19 protein-coding genes and 3 pseudogenes are annotated in these 20,236 nt (G+C 46.2%); 13 read left to right on the forward strand and 9 right to left on the reverse strand.

Annotation, left to right across the window (positions count from 1 at the left end; all coding sequences use genetic code 11):
- Positions 1 to 243 precede the first annotated feature (243 nt).
- The 5 genes and pseudogenes from JK216_RS07450 to JK216_RS17020 all read left to right on the forward strand — a co-directional run.
- Positions 244 to 597 (forward strand): hypothetical protein, encoded by a 354-nt coding sequence (locus JK216_RS07450; RefSeq protein WP_212711447.1) that lies wholly within the window; start codon positions 244 to 246, stop codon positions 595 to 597.
- Positions 590 to 1,036: a hypothetical protein gene (locus JK216_RS07455; protein ID WP_212711446.1), complete on the forward strand. Its 447-nt coding sequence runs from the start codon at positions 590 to 592 to the stop codon at positions 1,034 to 1,036. The genes JK216_RS07450 and JK216_RS07455 overlap by 8 nt, the downstream gene beginning before the upstream one ends.
- 223 nt (positions 1,037 to 1,259) lie before the next feature.
- Entirely contained in the window at positions 1,260 to 1,610 is a 351-nt protein-coding gene (locus tag JK216_RS17200) for a lecithin retinol acyltransferase family protein (protein ID WP_349290159.1), read from the forward strand.
- A gap of 78 nt (positions 1,611 to 1,688) precedes the next feature.
- Entirely contained in the window at positions 1,689 to 2,000 is a 312-nt protein-coding gene (locus JK216_RS07460) for a hypothetical protein (RefSeq protein WP_212711445.1), read from the forward strand.
- A 477-nt stretch (positions 2,001 to 2,477) separates the two neighbouring features.
- Positions 2,478 to 2,628 (forward strand): annotated as a pseudogene (locus tag JK216_RS17020) (IS5/IS1182 family transposase); the annotation flags it as partial.
- A 221-nt stretch (positions 2,629 to 2,849) separates the two neighbouring features.
- On the opposite strand, the gene JK216_RS07465 reads toward JK216_RS17020, so the two are convergent.
- Genes JK216_RS07465 through JK216_RS07480 form a run of 4 tightly spaced genes read right to left on the reverse strand, consistent with a single transcriptional unit; the run spans position 2,850 to position 7,667 of the window.
- On the reverse strand, positions 2,850 to 3,857 hold the full coding sequence (locus JK216_RS07465; RefSeq protein ID WP_212711444.1) for a fimbrial protein: 1,008 nt from the start codon (positions 3,855 to 3,857) through the stop codon (positions 2,850 to 2,852).
- 12 nt (positions 3,858 to 3,869) lie between these two features.
- A complete protein-coding gene (locus tag JK216_RS07470) occupies positions 3,870 to 6,404 on the reverse strand; it encodes a fimbria/pilus outer membrane usher protein (RefSeq protein ID WP_212711443.1) in 2,535 nt (844 codons plus the stop codon).
- Between the two features lie 30 nt (positions 6,405 to 6,434).
- Positions 6,435 to 7,100: a molecular chaperone gene (locus JK216_RS07475; protein WP_212711442.1), complete on the reverse strand. Its 666-nt coding sequence runs from the start codon at positions 7,098 to 7,100 to the stop codon at positions 6,435 to 6,437.
- A gap of 42 nt (positions 7,101 to 7,142) precedes the next feature.
- On the reverse strand, positions 7,143 to 7,667 hold the full coding sequence (locus tag JK216_RS07480; protein WP_212711441.1) for a fimbrial protein: 525 nt from the start codon (positions 7,665 to 7,667) through the stop codon (positions 7,143 to 7,145).
- A 747-nt stretch (positions 7,668 to 8,414) separates the two neighbouring features.
- On the opposite strand from JK216_RS07480, the pseudogene JK216_RS07485 reads away from it, so the two are divergent.
- Positions 8,415 to 8,618, forward strand: a pseudogene (locus JK216_RS07485) (IS3 family transposase); the annotation flags it as partial.
- Positions 8,614 to 8,772: pseudogene (locus JK216_RS07490) on the forward strand (IS3 family transposase); the annotation flags it as partial. The pseudogenes JK216_RS07485 and JK216_RS07490, both read left to right, overlap by 5 nt.
- Before the next feature lie 131 nt (positions 8,773 to 8,903).
- Here the strand turns inward: JK216_RS07490 and JK216_RS07495 are convergent.
- Positions 8,904 to 9,638 (reverse strand): aspartate/glutamate racemase family protein, encoded by a 735-nt coding sequence (locus JK216_RS07495; RefSeq protein ID WP_212711440.1) that lies wholly within the window; start codon positions 9,636 to 9,638, stop codon positions 8,904 to 8,906.
- Positions 9,639 to 10,288: 650 nt separating this feature from the next.
- Complete coding sequence (locus JK216_RS07500; protein WP_212711476.1) at positions 10,289 to 10,774, reverse strand: cold shock domain-containing protein; 486 nt, start codon at positions 10,772 to 10,774, stop codon at positions 10,289 to 10,291.
- A gap of 368 nt (positions 10,775 to 11,142) precedes the next feature.
- On the opposite strand from JK216_RS07500, the gene frmR reads away from it, so the two are divergent.
- The 5 genes from frmR (at position 11,143) to copC (ending at position 15,233) form a co-directional block, all read left to right on the forward strand.
- The gene (frmR, locus tag JK216_RS07505) at positions 11,143 to 11,418 is read left to right on the forward strand and encodes a formaldehyde-responsive transcriptional repressor FrmR (protein ID WP_212707458.1); all 276 of its coding nucleotides are present in this window, start codon (positions 11,143 to 11,145) and stop codon (positions 11,416 to 11,418) included.
- Positions 11,419 to 11,450: 32 nt separating this feature from the next.
- The gene (locus tag JK216_RS07510) at positions 11,451 to 12,560 is read left to right on the forward strand and encodes an S-(hydroxymethyl)glutathione dehydrogenase/class III alcohol dehydrogenase (protein WP_212707459.1); all 1,110 of its coding nucleotides are present in this window, start codon (positions 11,451 to 11,453) and stop codon (positions 12,558 to 12,560) included.
- A gap of 302 nt (positions 12,561 to 12,862) precedes the next feature.
- Positions 12,863 to 13,933 (forward strand): solute carrier family 23 protein, encoded by a 1,071-nt coding sequence (locus JK216_RS07515; protein ID WP_283092849.1) that lies wholly within the window; start codon positions 12,863 to 12,865, stop codon positions 13,931 to 13,933.
- Positions 13,934 to 14,253: 320 nt separating this feature from the next.
- Positions 14,254 to 14,703: a DUF2946 domain-containing protein gene (locus JK216_RS07520; RefSeq protein WP_212711438.1), complete on the forward strand. Its 450-nt coding sequence runs from the start codon at positions 14,254 to 14,256 to the stop codon at positions 14,701 to 14,703.
- Between the two features lie 155 nt (positions 14,704 to 14,858).
- On the forward strand, positions 14,859 to 15,233 hold the full coding sequence (gene copC, locus JK216_RS07525) for a copper homeostasis periplasmic binding protein CopC (protein WP_212707462.1): 375 nt from the start codon (positions 14,859 to 14,861) through the stop codon (positions 15,231 to 15,233).
- Positions 15,234 to 15,384: 151 nt separating this feature from the next.
- Here copC and JK216_RS07530 read toward each other — a convergent pair whose 3' ends face one another.
- The gene (locus tag JK216_RS07530; protein WP_212711437.1) at positions 15,385 to 16,065 is read right to left on the reverse strand and encodes a hypothetical protein; all 681 of its coding nucleotides are present in this window, start codon (positions 16,063 to 16,065) and stop codon (positions 15,385 to 15,387) included.
- Between the two features lie 421 nt (positions 16,066 to 16,486).
- Here JK216_RS07530 and JK216_RS07535 point away from each other — a divergent pair, with 421 nt between their 5' ends.
- Entirely contained in the window at positions 16,487 to 17,956 is a 1,470-nt protein-coding gene (locus JK216_RS07535; RefSeq protein ID WP_212707464.1) for an oligopeptide:H+ symporter, read from the forward strand.
- 54 nt (positions 17,957 to 18,010) lie between these two features.
- Here the strand turns inward: JK216_RS07535 and JK216_RS07540 are convergent, their stop codons facing one another.
- Together JK216_RS07540 and JK216_RS07545 are read right to left on the reverse strand one after the other, a co-directional pair.
- Positions 18,011 to 19,222, reverse strand: coding sequence for an MFS transporter (locus JK216_RS07540; protein ID WP_212707465.1), 1,212 nt, complete (start codon positions 19,220 to 19,222; stop codon positions 18,011 to 18,013).
- A 116-nt stretch (positions 19,223 to 19,338) separates the two neighbouring features.
- Positions 19,339 to 20,235: a LysR family transcriptional regulator gene (locus JK216_RS07545; RefSeq protein WP_212707466.1), complete on the reverse strand. Its 897-nt coding sequence runs from the start codon at positions 20,233 to 20,235 to the stop codon at positions 19,339 to 19,341.
- Position 20,236 lies beyond the last annotated feature (1 nt).

The raw sequence follows: 20,236 nt of genomic DNA on the forward strand, positions 1-20,236 counted from the left end.
AGCGCCTCCTGATAATAGCAATCCCCCCCAGACCTCCCTGGGGAGGTTGTTTTTTAATCAAAAAAAATTATGCCATAGGAAGTCCTGAGGAGGATCATTTTCCAGTACATTTAATGAGCTAAAAAAAATTTAAAAAAAATTTCTGTTCGCTCTTTTTTTGTACATTATGAAGTTACGAAATCGAATCTCAGCGTCATTCAGGCACATATTATTTTCAGGACATCAATTCCGTGGACTGAAATTATGCAAATACTGTATTCACCTTCTTACCTTAACGGGCTTCCCCTTCCTCCGTCAGTCACTGCAACATTGTATCACCATCTGACTGCGCATTTTGATTCACCCGCTCAGGCACAGGAATTCTGGTCATTGACTCATACTGTACTGTGGCAGCTTGATAACGGAGAGATTCTTCCGGACGATACACTTGTGCAGGTTGCTCTGGCGTATCCGGAGTATGTTTTATATCTGGAGGATGGCTGGTATCTGTTACTCGGCATTGTCAGTGATGACGGACAGGGGATATATCTGCTGTTCCCTGCCACTACCTGCATCCCGGGATTAGCAGAACATATCAGGGAGGCGGAGCATGGCTAAACACATTAAAGCAGTACCCTTGCCAGAAACATCTGAGGGCTTTAGCACTGTGTACCGTGGAGAGGCAGAAAAGATTAATCCTCATGCCAGAGGAAATATCGTCTTCGAACTGGGAATTAATCCGGCCACAGACACCACGGTACTGCGTCTTGCATCTAATCAGGGCTGTGGCCTCTTTTCCTCTGAATGGATAGAAATATCTGTGATTGAGTCTCTTCTCTCCGGGCTGCCGGAGAGTTTTTCATCCCGGGAATTCGCCCCGCTATTCAGCCATAAAAGTCGTAACAATCCCGGTTTCCTGGCCGCAGTATTACGCAGTCCGGAGGTCTGCCTTATCGAGGCATCTCCGGATACTGTGTTTATGCATCAGTGCTTTCCTGACCTGAAACACAGGGCTGACCAGCTGAATATCTTCATTAAAAAGTGTCCGGTTGTATAGCACTCTGACGGGTCTTTAGCCCGGCTTTATGGTTAGTGTGCCTGTCATCCGGGGGGGGGTGCCCCCGGAGTATTTTTTTGGAGAAATTACATAGATGACATCATCCATTCTCAGTTTATGGCCCTGGAAAAACCTTGCTGTTTCACTGTGGGATAATCTTGATATGAACTGTATCCGGGAGCCTGCTCTCGGCGGGATAGTGCAGTGTGAATTACTGTTTGATATGACGCTGCACAGCGGTATTTATGTGGGAGGCGGCAAGATAGTCCATCTGGAGGGTGATGGGAGAGTCAGTTGCAGCACCGGTGAGCAGTTTTTGAGACGATTAGGGGGCTTTAACTCAGCGATTTCAATTTATACGGATTGTGATGATATGACCCCTGTCGGGCAGAAGACTGCCAGTGACAGAGCTTTATCATGGGTGGGGGAGCCTTATGAGTACCACATCTTGGATTCTAATTGTCATCGTTTCACCGCCCGCTGCATTACCGGTAACTTATGTGATGATATTTACTTTGCATCACACTTGGACAGATTCCGGCAGGGTACGCACTGGCGGGTCTGGCGGCCCTGATTTTCAGAGCAGCGCAGGCAGTAAAAACCATAACAGGTTATTAGATACTATTAGCCCGAATTAGAGGAAGATAACCTGATGCTTATCCAACGTACTTATCAGCTGGTTGATGCCAGTGCCCGCTATAAAATTAACTTATGCGATTACCGACAGGCCATCACGCGTGCAGCAGAGCTATCGTTCAGAGAGTTATTCTGTGATATCGATGTACAGAGCACTTACTTCACGCTGACTCTCGACAGTGAAACACCTAAGATAAAGCATGGTTTGTTGGTGAATTTTGGCAAAACCATCGCAAAACAAGCGCATGGACTCTGTGAGGAGGCGATGCGTACTTACCAGAGTGACAAACACCCACCCAGTAGGCAGTTATTTCGCTGTTGTGAGTGATTTTAACCCCCTTAACCATTTTTTGGTTAAGGGGGGGGCATAATTTTACTGCAAAGGTGCTTTTTGGGTGGCACTTGATGTGTGATTAAATTTTTATGCAATGATTGCTAATTGATGGTGAAAAGCGTAATGATAGAACTTCATACTTTTGCTTTTTTGAGGTCGTTATGCCATCATCTAAAGATACCCATTGTCCCATTGTAAAAACTGGTCCTACTGCTGGCGAGAATCGTTCTCGTAATGAGGATGGGCAATGGCGAGCAAAGCGCAGTGATGCGGGTAAGCCAAGAGAGAAGAAATAACCGCTTGGGTATTACTTTTTAGGGCGTCAAACATCTGTGTTTTAGGCCCAATACTCAGTTCTCTCGTGTTTTAGACATTTTTATTTCTCCAGGGCTTTGTTGAATACATCGAAATTTTGCTGAGCTTAAGGATCAAATCCCGCACCCCCTGACAGCGTAGGCAGCCCCGTCGCCTAAGTAGAAGTTCAGAATCACCAACTGATACACCTATAACAAAAAAAGCGATTATCAACTGCGGCTTCATGGATTTTTGGCTGGACGGTGAAGCGATTAAGGTATTGTATGAGGCAGCACTGCCTCCAGTACGTGCAAGATATCAGCGCTATTTGAGTTCTTCAACAAAACCTATTTCCAGCTGAAATTTGCTTCCGGGTAGTCTCATAATCGAGTCAAAAATTCATAGAACCCCAGTTTACAGGACCTTTGTTGTCAGTACTCCAATCAGTAGTTTTGAACATCTGTTTTCCCATAAGCAATCTCTGTGATACCAGCGTAGGCATCCACTGATTTTTAAGTAAAGAAAATTTTTATTTATTGAAAAACACCATTATTTATATGTGAGCGTGAATGTGGCACTTGTATTCGCATTACCAACATCTACCGATTTATCTATTTGATAATATCTTGCTTGTAATGGAATATTAAAAACACCTTCAACGCCCGGGCTTCCCGCACTAAATACACTTGATAATACCACTGGCTTTTTTTCGTAAAGCAGTTGTATCCCAACGCCGCTTGCTGAATCATTACCACTATTTAACCGTAGTAGGCCATTATTCGCATCGTATGCATTGCCATCAAACTGTATATTTACATTAGCGTCTGAATTGCATGTTAATGGTATATTGAAATTTCGCGTATTTTGATCTCCAGGCCATGTTCCTATGCCATGGAAATCTGATGGTTTTACACTCCCCATATCAACACTAATTACCTGTGAATTCACAGTGCAGGCTATAGTATATACGTGAAACGCGTTTATCCTGATATTTGATTCAGGACTTTCCCAGTAAGATTTATTAGTTTTCATGACAATTGCTCCTACCGTTCTTGCTGATACAGTTCCTATTCCTGTATTTTGCTCTGTTTTATAGAATTGAACCTCTGCAATCTCAACTATTTTTGTACTAAATATACCATTGATAGAGCACAGTAAGTTTGCATCTTCACCACCAAAATCATTCCCCGGTCGTACATATATCATCCCTGAATTGCCACAACCTTCACCAGCAACAGCATAACCAATACCTTTTATATTTGTTTGGTAAATTCTCCTGTTGTTAATGGTTGTTACGTAATTACCATAAGCTTTAATCCCGACTTCCTGGTAGTTTATATTTGGTGATGTTCCATTGTTACTACAGTTAAATGCTCTGATACCTGTTACTGACACAGGCTGACCAATGGGTGAGCCGACAGGTAAATCACGGCTAACAGTCATTGATGGCGGTGAAATATAATTATTGACAGTGGTTGTTGAGCATGTATATGCCTTTACCGAAGGTGACAGTAGAAAAAGAACAACTGTTATCATAGATAAAAAAATCGATTTCATAGTTATAATTTCCTACTGTTGACATTTTACTTTTATGAAATAAATGCGTCTGCTCTTATCATCAATATGATATGGCGCATGGCATTGGCCGTCTTTCCAGGCAACATCGATGGTACCCTCTTGCGGGGCTCCGCTCAGATAGACTTGCTGCTGGTCATCTACAATTCCTGAAGAGATAGTGTCAGATTGATTTTTTATACTCGCAATTGAACCGAATGGTACCGATATATCTTTATCGATTGTAACTAATATTTTCCTGCCTATTCTTGTTTTGAATGTTGCAAGAACGACTGCCCCGTCAGTCGGTATGACAGTGCTGGATGTATTTATAATATCAATATCTTCCGGTAATGATGATGTATCCAGCTGGATTGTATTTCTCTGGTAAGGTGACATGTACGGAACAACAGCATAGCCTTGGTCATTTGTATATACTCCGGTATTATTCTCCACTTTTATATCCGGGGCATTATCAGCCTGAATTAATGCCAGTGTATCACCTAATGGCTGAGATAAAGTGACACCATGCTTATGTATAATAACACCACCACTAACACCATAGTTAAGCTGTTTTTGTCCGCCAGTATAGTTATATCCTGCCTGGTAATTCCCGAAACCTGCCTTATAGGATGCTGAAACACTACCTGAACTGCTGCTTCCCTGGCTGTCATATCCTTGCTGGAGATTGTAGCTAAGTTGGTTATCTTCCATAGCCGTTCCGGAAATACCGACATTGCTATTAGTACCGCTATGACTCGTGTTACTGGAAGACATATTTATCCAGCTATTGGGCATGAATTTATCAAATGGTATCTGCAGAGAGAAAGAGATGATATCATCTCTCTTATTATCATAAGCAGATTTAGATTCAGAATAGTTAATATAATAATTTACCGATGAATAATTAACATTATATCCAACATTGATGCTCCGCTCACTCCCTGAAACCCCCCAGTAGTTTTGCTGATAGGCTGAAACATAAAGGCTGCCTATATTTCCTAATGTCTGGCTGATGTTTATCTCAGATTTGCTTTTCTTATTATGAACGCTTCGCCATGATGAGTATTCATTTTTTAAATCATCTATATCCTGAGAGTCAGAGGTTATAGGATAATCCTCATAGTAACCATTTGATTCATTAAAATCATAATATCCTGAAGTAGAATAACGATATCCTGATAATGAGAATGATGTTCCACTGGTCACGAAGTTTTTAGAATATTGAAAACGAAATGATTCACCATTTTTCTGAGTGTTATTAAATTTTGTTCTGGCAAATGTAGAATCTATAGAAACCGAACCTATATCTCCAAGGCCTTTTCCCAGACCAATACTGGCAGTCTGATACTTTGATGAATAGATACTTCCACCATAAACCGTACTTGAATAGGGTAATCCATAAATTAATGTTGCCTGAGTGAATTCTGGTTGCTTTTCATTGCTACCGGAAGTTGCTCGAAATTTACCCGCAGTAACTGAGTATTTTATTCGTCCTTCACGCTGCATCATTGGAACGGAAGAAAAAGCCTGAGTATACGTTCTGGTAGTACCGTCCGCTTCTCTTATTGATACATTAAGCTCTCCGGCAGCAGAGGTTGGGTAGAGATCATCAATAACAAAAGGTCCGGGAGGTACGTAAGATTGGTAAATAATATTTCCGGACTGTCTGATAGTAACTTGTGCATTAGTTTGTGCGATGCCTCTTATTATCGGGGCAAAACCACGCATGCTCTGGGGTATCATATCATCATCAGAAAATATTTGAGCGCCTTTAAATGGAAAACTATCAAAAACTTCAGAAGGTGTATGGCTCTCACCAAAAATCACCTGTGAATTAATAGATCTAACATCATGCTGTAAATAAGAGTTTATGCTGTTCCAGTGATTATTATTATCTGTGTGAGACCAGGTTGAATAGTTTCTTAAACGCCATCCGCCTATATTCAGCCCACTGCGTAAGTTAAGGTATTGGTTTTCTCTATATTCTCCGGAATTATTCCCTAAGTAATTGTATCCTGAGTAAGCGTAATTAATGACTGCGGCATTTATACCATCATTCCATTCACTGGCAGGAACCATACCCTGAGGTCTGCTGATTGTATAAATCTGCGGGATATTTATCTTCAGCATTTGATTTGATGGGTCATACCTGAAATAACTACCAGGAAGATATGAGGAAATACTCCCTGAGATTATACCATCGGGTAATCTGTTGAATTCTTTTGTTGATTTCGGTGACACGCCCCATTTAACAAGATCTTCTTTTGTTATTCTGGGGGACAGGGTGCCGTTATTTGATACAAAATTAATATTTCTTGTGTCTACCAGAACATCATTTAAATATATGTTCGTATAATACTTCCCCGGAAGTTGTCCACCCTGATGGCTGAGAGCACTAAGATCAATAGCTTTATCTTTGTATCCCATATTATCAATTGCAGCAGGATCAAAATAGTCGCTTGCCCGGGATGTATCCGGATAGTAAAGCGTACATGTAAGAAGCAACGTGTAGTACAAGCTTCCCCCATAAATGTTACGTTCTATCATGATTCCAGTCCCGGGTTTTCAGTCATGAATTTAACTTCCTTGATGAAATTCTTTAGATATTCCACCAAGATCATTTATTGCCTTCCATTTTATATTCTGTACACTTATAAAAGATCCTGGTATAACTATTTTACTTTTTGGTGGGATCATTGGTGGGTCATTAACATTTTTATTATCGATGCTAAGTTCTGATAATGTTATGTAATAAGGTGAGTTATTTATAGCAAACACTTTTCCTAATTCATGCTCGAAGGTAATTTGACCTTCAGAATCAAAAGAGTTACCACTAAGGCCTTCAGGTCTGAATAATAATTTTATGACACTTTTTACATTTATTGTTAGCTTGTTTTTAGCATTAGGGTCGGTTGCAGGTATTGATTTAATGTTCATCCAGAATAAAGACTCCCGGTCTTTTGGCAATTCTTTCCCAGTATAAACGATATGGACGGAATTTGTTGATTTCGGTTCAAGGCGAAATAAAGGGGGAGTCATAATAAAAGTCTGATCTACTTGATGGCCATTAATATCTTTTGATGCCCAGGCCTGAATTAAATAAGGGTGGTCATCTGAGTTGTTGATTCCAAGGTCTACCTGATTTGACTTTTCGTTATAAATAACCCTTGTCCCATCAATCTGAACACCTGAATATGCGCACTGTGAAATAGTCAGAAAAAGAACCGCAAGTAAACGGAACATGAAATTGCATCCTTTGTATGGCATTACTGCGGCTCCTTTAATTTATTGATATACTACTGTGAAAGTTGCTGTCGAATTTGCAGTTCCAGCGGTTGCTGCTCCTGTCGCATAATACTTAGCATAAAAATTAAGACTGTTACTTCCTTCCGTCATATTTATAGTACTGGAAGGAACCCCTATAATAATAGGCGTTGTACTATCACTTTCATATAAAGCTACGCCTACATTGGTAGCTGTTCCTTCCTGGCCTGCATCAGTAAGCGCCAGAATGGATGAGTTAGACGCATTAGTCGTTCCATCAAAACGAACATGTGCTGATGGATCTTCCGGACAATCGGTAAGATTAATGGTAAACAGATGTGCACCTGCTGTATTTCCTGCTGTTGTCAGTGCGCTGGAGCTGACATTACCTAAAGCCACGGTTTTGCTTAGTGAGTCACTAGCCACACTACACCCCGCATTGGTTATGTTTCCTGTAAAATTTACTGTTCCATCAGCGGCAAAGGTATGGAAGCTAATTGCTGAAGATGCTAAAACCAAGACTGATAACACTGTTCTTTTTAACATATCAATACCTCAATAATGGTAGATATAGCGTAATAGGTGTGCAATAGTTTGGAAAAGACTAATCAGATCAGGAAAGATTAATCATGTTAATTAATAACAGATTAATGTAAATTTTCAAATGAAACTTTAATTTTTTTTATTAATGTAGATTTATTTAACAATAAAAGGCAGTGGAGTTCTAACACTGGCTGGATTTTCAGGTAATATGTACGCTTCTGGTATTCCAGCCTTTGTCATCCTGTGCAACGCTCACATCATGGCCATAGCTTCCGCTACCTGACCATCGTAGTCACGCTGCATCAGTAACCTCTTCACAGCTGCTTCATTGTTATAGGTGTCCCAGTTGGTGATTCTGAACTTCTGTTTAGCCTCCCACGGGATTATCGGAGTTGTCAGGGGATGCAGGATTTGATCTTTAACAATTTATTCAACAAAGCTACTGTATGGTTAAGGTGTGGTGATGATTTTTATAGCTTTTTATATCAATTACTCAGTAAGTAACCAATATTTTTATTCAAATCATTTTCCAAGGAAAGCATTACACTCTGTATTGATGTGATTTCCTTTATAATTTTTGTCTTTCTAAAGGGATTGAAAATCCCCGTGTCCTTGGTTCGATTCCGAGTTCGGGCACCACTATTCTGAAAAACCCGCCTCTGGCGGGTTTTTTGCTTTCTGCGCACCGCTGATCCATAAAAGCGGGTCCGGCACACTCGCCTCTTCCCTGAGACTTGATCTGATCTCACCCGTAAACAGTACACATCCGGATTACGCGATGAAGCCCTGAAACTCGCTGAACCTATCGGCATTGTGGCCACAGCACGTGAGCTCAGCCTGTATGAATCTCAGCGCTATGCCAGACGCAGCACACTAAAGAGTGCCCATTCATCTTCCCGGCGTGAGCAGGAAACATCTGTTGAAATTGCCCGCCTTAAGCGTCAGCTGGCTGAAAGCCGAAGGTATCCGGGGTGAATGCCTGGTCAGTCAGGAAATAATGCGGGAAACGGCATTTAATTATATCGGGTGTGATTACAATCGCTGGCGTCGTCACAGTGCCTGTGGCGGTCTCAGCCCCGAACCCTCTGAACACCAGAAACCCGCTTAGGGCTATGTCGACATTACGTGGGTAAAATCAAAGATCTGCTTCCGGGAAATCGATAAACCTTCAATGCTCTGTTCTTTTTATCTAAAAAATGGCGCAAAAAATTGAACAGATAACATATTTTCTTGTTCCTGTTAAAGACATGATGGTGCATGCAGCGACTGAGCTGACCTCGCCTTAGCAAAACTGCGAATGGTCGCTTCAGCCAGACTTGATGCAGTATCAACAATTGACAGATGCTGCTGAGGATGGCTTTTAAGTAAGGGGCTGATGTCAGTACAGGCAATAATCAGCCCCTGGGCGCCAGCTTCCTGCGCCAGAGAAGTCAGGTTTCGCCACTGCGTTATCACTTCAGGACAGGTAAATCCGTTTTGCTTAATCAGCGCTATCAAATGTGTAGTGATAGCACGTAATGGGTCAGAAGCTACACAGCGCTTTCCCATCAGATGTAAACGCTGCTGATAAAAACCCGCATCAAGCGTAGCCTCAGTAGCAATCACGGCGATGTTCTCCGTTTCGGACGGCAGGCATTCAAGTGCGCAGTCGGCAATGTGCAGGACAGGAATACCGCCGCTGGCCTCCTGCATTTCATTAAAGTAGCAGTGTGCCACATTACAGGGAACCACGATCAAATTGACCCCGGCGTTTACCAGATTGCTAATGCCATCGCGCAATGCCGCGGACATTGCGGCATCATCAATCACACGGTTAGGGAAAAAAGGAGTCGGCAAGGAAATAATATGCATTCTTGGATAGTCGATATCGAATCTGGCCCCGTATTGCTTTTGGCACTCATCGACCAGCATATCGATAAAAGGCGCTGTGGAACGAGGCCCCATGCCGGCTAACACCCCAAGACTGTAAGACATTACGCACTCTCTGTGATAAAGGAAAAGAAGGATTTACGTTAAATCAGGTTGAGTTTCTTCCCGGTGCTTTATTTCTTCTGAGATAAACCAGTTAACAATCTGCTTATAAATTTTTTCTATAAGGTCTGAGCTTAACCCCTGTTCTTCAGCCCGGGCTCTGCGTTATTTCAGCCATGGCGTCAAATCGGGATGCTGCTTTAACAAATTCATATCGTTCACCAGGTAATGAGATTACCTGACGATCGATACGATCGATTTCAGTTCTGATCTCTGACATGCCAGCGCACTGAGTAGCTTTTCCGCGCTACTTTTTTCAATCATGGTAGTCCTGTTGCAATTTAACTTACCGGTCCCAATAAGCGAACACAGAGACTTTGGTTATCGTACATGCAATAAGACGTTATGGGGAGTGCGCCGCTGCATTTCACTTGCTTAAATGCCACTCTGTCTGAATAACTTAATGCTAAGGTACGCATGCATTAGCATTAACAAGGAGAGACTGTATGGAAGTTGAAACGATAAAAGCGAGAGGCATTTTTTAAGATGTGAAGGTAAATAGGGGATCAGATTCTCTGCCATTCTCCCCTTTTTACATCAGGATAGCGCCACAGACTTATACTGCAGGGCGCTGACGCCGGACAGTACGATACTTATCGAACCTTAAGTAACTTAACCGTATAGTCGATATCAATTTCATCTTCAGAAAAGATCAGAGTTGTTCCCTGGAAAGTGGTGATCGCCAGTTTTTTCAGTGAACGCATTTCGCCGGAGGTGGCTGACGATTTTGGCCGGATGCTGTTCATCAGTGCCCCCACCGACAGTACTGTATTTTCTTTATCGATACCCGCATCGACAGGCACTTCCTCACTGTATACCACAAACGATTTAATTGCGGTCAGCTTCAGACGCTCTCCGGCAATATAGATATATTTGCTGTCAGGGATCACTTTTACCGAAAAAGCAGACAGGCCTTTATTATTGGTGGTCGGCTCAAAAGTCACTGCCGCATCTTTCTTAATCAGCTCCGGGTTGGCGACTTTAATCACATGAAAATAACGGTTATCGCCGTTTTCATCTTTGATAAATCCAAAGCCTTTATCTTTAAACCAGGTTGTGATCGTTCCGTTCATCGCTATTACCGCCTGTTCACTCGTTTATCTGCCCAATTTTTGCAGCGCGCAGTGTAAATTACAATGCCTGAACAGACTATGTTTTTAGGTTATCTGCCGGCAATAAAATTCTGTGCAGTCACGGATTATGGCCCGTGCCGGGTTCCGCCCTGCCAGATACCAGTCCCGAGCGGCAGCGCGATAATGTTGCGGGTAATTCACCGCAATTAAAATCGTTATTTAAATCATATGGTTTAGCGTTCCGGCACCGGCCATTCCACAGGTTTTTTTATTGCCTGAGGCCACCCGCCGGTACGAAAAAATATTAACACCCCTTCCAATACTATACTCCCATATAGTATATTAGTCGCCATCACCTGAGTGAGAAATGTACGATGCCAAGTACCCCTGAAGCAAAAAAGAAAACCCTGACCCGTGTCAGACGCATCCGCGGGCAGATTGATGCCCTCGAAAAAGCGCTGGATGACGGGCATGAATGCCGTGCAATATTGCAGCAAATCGCTGCGGTACGTGGTGCAGTCAATGGTCTGATGGCCGAAGTTCTGGAAAGCCATATCAGAGAAACGTTTGAGGGGAGTGAAACCGATAGCCGGCAGCTCAATACCTCAGTTAACGATACGATCGGGCTGGTTCGCGCTTATCTTAAGTAACCAGATCCTCCGCTGAACAAAGGAAACTCACTATGAAATCACGTGCTGCGGTCGCTTTCGGGCCGGGAAAACCGCTGGAAATCGTCGAGATTGATGTCGCTCCGCCTAAAAAGGGTGAGGTGTTAATCAAAATTACCCATAGCGGCGTTTGTCATACCGATGCTTTTACCCTGTCAGGCGATGATCCTGAAGGCCTGTTCCCTGTGGTCCTGGGCCATGAAGGGGCCGGTGTGGTCGTCGAACTGGGTGAAGGTGTAACCAGTGTCAATGTGGGTGATCACGTTATCCCCCTGTATACAGCAGAATGCGGAGAGTGTGACTTCTGTAAATCCGGTAAAACTAACCTGTGTGTCGCGGTACGCGAAACCCAGGGCAAAGGAGTGATGCCGGACGGAACATCACGTTTTTCCTATAATGGTCAGCCTCTGTATCACTATATGGGGTGTTCAACCTTCAGCGAATATACCGTAGTGGCTGAAGTCTCACTGGCTAAGATTAACCCGGAAGCGAACCACGAACATGTCTGTCTGCTGGGCTGTGGGGTGACCACTGGCATAGGCGCGGTACATAACACGGCTAAAGTACAGGCCGGGGATTCTGTGGCTATCTTTGGTCTGGGCGGTATCGGCCTGGCTGCAGTGCAGGGTGCTCGTCAGGCAAAAGCCGGGCGTATTATTGCTATTGATACTAATCCGGACAAATTCGAACTGGCAAAACAGTTCGGTGCCACCGACTTTATCAACCCGAATGACTATGATAAGCCTGTGCAGCAGGTCATTATTGAGATGACCAAATGGGGCGTCGATCATACCTTTGAATGTATCGGCAATGTCAATGTCATGCGGGCTGCCCTCGAGAGTGCTCACCGTGGCTGGGGACAGTCTGTCATTATCGGGGTAGCCGGTGCCGGTCAGGAAATTTCCACCCGTCCGTTCCAGCTGGTCACCGGACGTGTATGGAAAGGTTCCGCATTCGGTGGTGTCAAAGGCCGTTCCCAGTTACCGGGGATGGTAGAAGACTCAATGAAAGGTGACATTGAGCTGGCACCTTTCGTTACCCATACCATGACGCTGGATAAAATTAACCAGGCATTTGATCTGATGCATGAAGGTAAATCTATCCGTACAGTTATCAATTTCTGATGATGCTCAGCCCTTCCGCCAGGAAGGGCATTTTCCTGCCGGACGGAATCCCCCCGCGACGCACCAGACACAACCTCTCTGTCTCTGCCCTGTAGCCAGCCTCCGCGCTTAAGCCCCCCGCAGGTCCTGATACTACCCGAACAGTTCTTTTATGGTGCATCGCCCCTGTGAATGAACCAATTAGCAGCAAACAGATCAATGATGAATCTGTTGTTTCATCCGCGCCACAGACAATTTTCTTTCCCTGACCTGACAGTACCACTGAACGGCGATGATGACAGGGAGGCACCCCTGATCAGATACTGGCCATGATCTTTGGTTGTAATCTGGTCGCGGCAATTATCCCGTTGCTCGTCAGCCGTTTTATCCACCGCTTGTCCTGTCTGCTCAGCCCTCTGGTCACCGGCAGCGTGATTGTTCTGATTGGTATCAGTCTGATCAGGGTCAGTATCAGCGACTGGGGAGGCGGGTTGGGTGCTGCCGATTTCGGGGCACTCTCGAATCTTGGTTTAGGTGCTCTGACCCTGGCGGTGATTGTCATCATGAATTGCAGCCGTTCACCGTGGATCAGGCTGTCGGGTATTATTACTGGTATTGCGGCTGGCAGTGTGGCCGCCTGGCTGACCGGTTCTTTCCATCCGCATTTTGCCCCCGGAGGTCCCTTACTGACATTACCGGTGCCTTTCCGGTTCGGGCTGGACTTTACCATGAGCTTATTTATTCATGTCGCCCTGGTGTCGTTTATTTCGATTATTGAAGCGGCAGGAGACCTGACCGCTAACTGTGTGTTGTCACAACAGCCACTGACTGGTCCTGAGTTTGAACAACGGATGAAAGGCGGCATTCTGGGAGATGGCATTAGCTGCCTGCTGGCAGCCATATTCAGTACCTTCCCCCGCACCACCTTTGCACAGAATAACGGCGTCATACAGATGACCCGGGTCGCAAGCCGTTATGCCGGCTTCCGGATTGGCGGAATATTTATCGTGCCGGGTCTGTTCCCGGAGTTCAGTCACCTGCTGGAACAGCTGCCCGGGCCGGTACTGGGCGGCGCTACACTGGTGATGTTTGGTCATGTTATCGCTGCCGGTATCCGGGTCATGAACCGCGAACCGATTGACAGCCGCGGTATGCTGATTATTGCCATTGCTTTCGGGGTCGGCCTGGGCATTGAAGCGCAGCCGGATATTATTAAGCAGCTATCGGCATTTGCCCGGACACTGATGCAGAATGCCGTGACCAGCGGCGGTTTACTGGCGATTATACTGAACATCATTCTGCCCAAACCGGCAAACAGAATGGAGGTAAACACTCACTTACTTAACAGCGATAATACCCGGTCTCATGGAGAAAACATCGCTGACAGGCCCTGATGTCAGGGCATCATCAGAAACGTCAGTAAGTAAAGACTTACCCTCGATAATTGTCAGGCAATAGCCGTTCTCAGAGGCTGGCTTCAGGTGTTTCCCTTGCGGGATATCTCTAAGCGTCATGGTCGCAGAAAAGCCGGGAAAAGGTCCCCGGCATCCACCCCGCACGTTCTTTACGGTCAGCCCGCGGCCTGACCTCTGCTCATAAATACGCAAAGTAAATGCAAAATAAAGATAATAAAAACCATCATTATCATTAACAAACAAGCTGAAAAAATATTACACTGCGGGCATAACTTACCGGTGTCTTATGGAATTGCTATTTGTCATTTCTGATACGGCTGTCACACACTAAGCTTCCTGCTGTTGTTGCTATTCTGGCAATACTGATGCTGTTTATTGCTCCGGATATCTCCCGTAACCTGCATTCGCCCTTGTCTGATACTCAGACGGCCCGGCAGTCTGTTGCTACTGCAAACAGTATGTCCGCAGAGATGACAGTAACTGCTCTGTCAGCGGCCGAAAAGACTGCGGCAATTCACCCTGTACCGGCCGCGCCGCCCATGACAATGCCGGGTGAGGATGTCTGCGGTTACTGTGTGCTGCTGCACATGCCAATACTACTGATAATGATGATTATTCTGTGCAATCTCAGTCTGAGATTATGCAGGGAAAAGCCATGTATACAGCGTTTGATTCTGCCAGCCGCGCAGTTCGCCGGAGATCAGCAACCACGGGCTCCCCCGGCCAGTGAATATTGGCAGATCTGCTGAGATTTTTTGGCGATGCAGATTATCAGTATCAGCCGGTGTTATCAGGACCCGCTGCTCAGATATGCGGGAACGCCTTTTTAATCATCACCGGTATAAATAACCTTAATCAGGGCCGGTATATCGTCTTTAGCGGCCCCGGCGTTACAGGAATAATCATGTCTTTTATTTCTAAATCTGTGATATTCGCGATGGTATTACCGGGCAGCTTACTGCTCAGCCAGCAGGCACTGGCACACGCGCACCTGACTCTGGCTTCACCGGCCAGCCAGAGCGAAATATCAGTACCTCCGCAGCAGCTAACCCTGCATTTTTCAGAAGATCTGGAACCCGCATTCACCGGTGCCAGCCTGTCCGACGAAAACGGCAGCAAGGTCACTACCGGGAAGGGAACCGTAAAAGCATCAGCGAAAAATGTTCTGGTTGTACCGGTCACTCACCCGTTAAGTCACGGCGCATACCAGGTCAACTGGCATGCGTTATCGGTTGACGGTCATAAAACAACCGGCAGTTACCGTTTCCGCGTGAAATAATGCATCACCTGACCGGGACATACTCCCCGGTCAGGTCTCCGCTATTCTGAACCGTAACGGGCGGCAACAGAGATGCGGAGACAAGATTTCCGGCAGCAAAAACAACCCGTCAGTGACAGGAAAATAACCGTTTTTCTATAAGAGAAATAAATTATCGTTTACGCTTAAAATTCACCTCAAATGCATAAGCTATTTTTTGCAGATTTCGCTGATTAATTAATGACAGATGCGTGAACCTGACCGACATACGTTGCTGATACCCCGGATGGCCGGCTAATTCTTCTTCCAGCGGATTAATCGCAATAATTTCGATGCTGGTATTAAAGTCACCATATTCGCCGAGCGATAACCGGGCTTTTTTAAATACTGCACCGACAGTGACCGTTTCAGGTAATATCTTCGGAATATAAACCCCCACTCCGCCGGCAGAAAAATCATAAATAAAAAAAGGCTGTGGTACGATCAGGCCAGAGGCGGGTAAAGTCAGGGTGAAATGTTTCCATAATGGCAGTGGTACCCGCAAATTAACTCTGCGCTGGTAGTAGTAAAAATTATCAGGGATAGTCCCGGTAATTAATCCGTCTGCAGCCATGTCCGGTGAAGTTTCAGGGTGAATAGTAACTATTATTTTTGCTTCACTGCCTTCGGCAATCAAATCGAGCTGACCGGGAAGGGACACCGTTTCCTGCAAAGCTTGCAGAAAAATACGCCCCGTTTCAAGGCGCACGACTTCAAAACCGATCCCCTGCCCGCTGCTAAGTTGCAGGTGTTCTTTTTCCCTGAATAAAGTTCTGAGAATAGCCATCAGCTCAAAACGATCATTTTTAATCATCCGGTAATCCGCATCAGAACACACCATAGCTGCTAATTTTCCCTGCATAATAAGGCGATAAGGATAACATAACCGCCTTTACATTCGCTGCGGTAAGCATACTCAGGGCAACAGCGGGTTATGCCGTGACATGACCATCCGCGATCAGCGGGTCCGGTAACGGCCCCTGTTTCCCCGTTACCGGCCGGAACATCCGGCGATAAGCACCGGTTTTTTATGCTGTCGTTAACTTATAAGATCATATTATTTTTAATAAAATGCGTCATGAACCATATAAAATGCATAAAAAATCAAAGTAAACAGTTGAGAGTTTTACGGAAAACTGGCATTTTTTTACAAACCTTACAAAGGGTCTGCCGGATTTTCCCCGTGAAAGCCCGTAACAACATATCACAACATCATCTATAACAAGGGGAAAGCGTTGAACGCTTCAGTTAAAACTCTCTCAGAAAAAAGCGCCGGTTCCGGTGTGCTTTTTTTCATTCAAATGTTTTCGACCCTCGGCTTTGCCGTGCTGTACTCCACTCTGGTCCTGTACGCCACCAAAAAGCTCGGATTCAGTGAAGATTCAGCTAACGCCATTATGGGCGTTTTCGGCGCATTTAACTATGGCCTGCACCTGTTTGGCGGCTATCTTGGCGGACGTTACCTGAGTAACCGTAACCTGTTTGTGCTGGGGATGGTGCTGCAGATTATCGGCTGTTACCTGATAGCGACCGCCGGAGTCAGCGGACTATACTGGGGACTGGCGATGTTCCTGACCGGCAGTGGCCTGAACGTGACCTGCCTGAATATGATGCTGACACAACGTTTCGCACCAAATGACCATCGCCGTGAAAGTGCCTTCCTGTGGAACTATGCAGGGATGAACCTCGGCTTTTTCCTCGGATTTACTGTCGCAGGATATTACCAGTTAGATGCTGACTACCGGACACTGTTCCTGTTTGCCACTTTAGGTAATATTCTTGCCATCCTGCTGACGCTGATCTATTGGAAACAGTTAAAAGATAAAGATACGCCATTAACTACTGTCAGCCCGGCGGTATTCCGTAAGCGGTTACTCGCCGGTATAGCTATCCTGATCATCTTATTGCCGGTGATCCGTATAATGCTGGGCCATGCCGGTATCAGCAGCTATTTTGTTATTGCGGTCGGGATTCTGGTATTTATCCTGCTGTGTCTGATGGCTGCGAAACATCCGGTGGCTGCTGAGCGTTCACGGATGGGGGCTTACCTGATCCTGATGCTGGGTTCACTGGTATTCTGGTCTCTGTACCAGCTGGCACCTATGGGCCTGATGCTGTTTTCAGAAAATAATATCAATCTGAATGTCTACGGCTGGCAGGTTGCTCCCCAGTGGATTCAGGATATTAATACCATTGTTATTGTTATCGGTGGCCCGCTAATGGCGGCCTTCTTTAACCGGTTACGCGCCAAAGGCTTCCGTATTGATATCCCCTTACAGTTTGCTTCTTCCTTAGTATTTATCGGACTGGGGATGCTGGTCTTACCTGTGGGTATCGACCTGGCGGGTAACGATGGGTTAATGGCCTTTAAATGGATTGTAATCAGCTACATTCTGCAGAGTATCGGTGAGTTACTGATTTCGCCGATTGGTTACGCCATGATCGGAAAACTGGCACCTAAACAACATCAGGGCCTGATGATGGGAAGCTGGATGATGGTGACCGGCGTTGCTTCGGTACTGGCCGGATACTTCTCCGGTATGATGCCACAGAACAGCGGCTCGACCCCGGTCGCAACCAATCCCGGATACAGCCATATCTTTAATATGCTGGGCTGGGGCTCGGTGATTGCCGCCGCCATCATCGCACTGCTTATTCCGTTACTTCGTCGTCTGATCACTCCTCTGGTCAGCGCAAAACAGTAATCTGCTACCCGCCTGGCACCTGTAATTGTGCCGGGCGGGTATACTTTCCCCTGTTCAGTCCGTGCTTTTCTGAAGCCAGATCAGATTCAGTAACCCCGCCGCCAGCATAACGACTGCCGTTGCAGGAAACACGGCCGCAGTCCCCCATTGTCCGGCGACCAGACCGCCAAATAACGGTCCGCTGACCTGACCGACATATTGTGCTGAAGTGGAATATCCCAGCAAACGCCCTGTATTACTGGCCTCGCTGTGATGGCGGATAATGGCCGTAATACAGGGCAGCATGCCTCCCAGCGCCAGCCCCATACCAAACCGTAATACCACCAGTTGCCAGACCTGGTTCACAAATGCCTGCGGAATCAGTAATATTCCGCATATCAGTAACCCTGTCGATAAGACCCGCCAGTGCCCTATTCTGTCAGCCAGTGCCCCGATACGCGGAGCCGCCAGAATACTGCCGGCGGCGGTGGCCGCCATCACGATTCCGGCCAGCAAAGTGGCCTGTGTCAGTGTCGCCGTTAACGTCGCAATATATAACGTAATAATTGGTTCCACAGACATACTGGCAAAGACCAGTAACATTCCCGTGACCCACATCATTTTTACCGGAAAAGCAATCGCCGCTGTGGTTTCCCGCGTCCCTGACCTGACCTGTTTAACCGGCCGTGGATGTTCTTTAAGTAATAATAATGTCGCCAGAAACGTGAGAAAAATAATTGCTCCGGTCAGCAGGAACGTCTGCCGGATGCCGATCAGCCCGGGCAGGATCCCGCCCACCAGCGGCCCTGCAATATTACCCGCCATAATGCCGGAGGAGAGGATCCCCACCGCCCAGCCGGTTTTCTGTTTCGGGGTTTGAGAAGCCACCACAATCATCGACCCGGAAGCATAACCCCCGAGTAATCCGGCCAGTAACCTCAGGGCTACCAGCTGCCAGGGCGCTGTAGCCATTCCCATCAGCGACATGGCAATCGCCATCCCTGCACTGGCACGGATCAGCATCAGCTTACGGCCGTATTTATCAGCCAGCCGTCCCCATAACGGAGCCGTTAACGCTGCTGTCAGAAAAGTTGCTCCATAGGCGACAGCCGACCAGTGCGCGATGCTGTCATTGCTGTCCACTCCCAGAGAACGGAGGTACAGCGGCAGGAATGGTAGGAGTAAGGTCATGGCAACCAGGGTAGTGAATGACCCGAAGGTGCATACCCAGAGATTACGCCGCCAATAAATATCTGGTTCCGCCGTACTGCCAGAAGAGCCTGTCATCGAAAGTAACCTGTGTATTGTTAAGGAATTACCTACAATAACCTTCAATGTCTGTCAGAAATATCTCCGGCCGGATATTTACCGGCAGCCCGCCGATTATTACCACAGCGTAATAATCATTGATGACTCAGTTTCTCTGCCAGCATATCGCAGAGCAGACTGACCGCTGATAAGCTTTCTGCCGGCTGTTTAAGTAATAAGTAACTGTGGTAGCTGGGTAACTGCCAGCCGGGTAATACCGGCTGCAAACTACCGTCCGCCAGCGCCTGATGCACCATATACGACGGCAGGCAGGCAATTCCTGCCCCGGCGCAGGCCGCCGTGAGCAAAGCCATACTGTTATTGGCACGCAACCGGCTGACCGCATTAATTTCAACCCGTTTTTTATCTTTGCGAAAACAGAGCGCGGCCTGATGTGCCTGGCCATGGAACGTCAGTAACTGATGACGGTTAATGTCCCGTGGCCGGATAACCGGTGCATGTCCGGTCAGATACTGCGGGGCCGCATACAGGCCCCAGTGAATGGCAGATAAAGGTCTGACCCGCGAATAGTCCGGCGGACGCTGACGGACAACAATCGCCACATCAATATCATCCTGCGCCATGTCAGGTTCGCGATCACTCAGGTCCAGATCGATCCTGACATGAATATGCTGCTGCATAAAGGTCTGGAGCAGCGGCACAATACACTGACATCCATAAGTGACCGGTGTCATCAGCCTGACCTGTCCCGTGGGCTGACGGTGCATTTGCCGGATAAAATCATCAGCCTGTTCAAGCTGTTCGCTGATGCGCTGGCAGTAACGGTAATATAACCGGCCACACTCAGTGACCGTCACTTTACGGGTAGTACGCTGCAACAGCTTTATCGCCAGCCGTTTTTCCAGTGCAGCAATTTCTCTGCTGACACTGGCCGTCGAAATGCCCAGAATTTTTGCCGCATGACTGAAGCTCTGCTGTTCAGCCACCCTGCAAAAAATGTACATCGCGGTGATATTTTCACCCTGTTGCATC

This window comes from Tatumella sp. JGM94 (genome assembly GCF_018257595.1).
Taxonomy (GTDB): domain Bacteria; phylum Pseudomonadota; class Gammaproteobacteria; order Enterobacterales; family Enterobacteriaceae; genus Tatumella; species Tatumella punctata.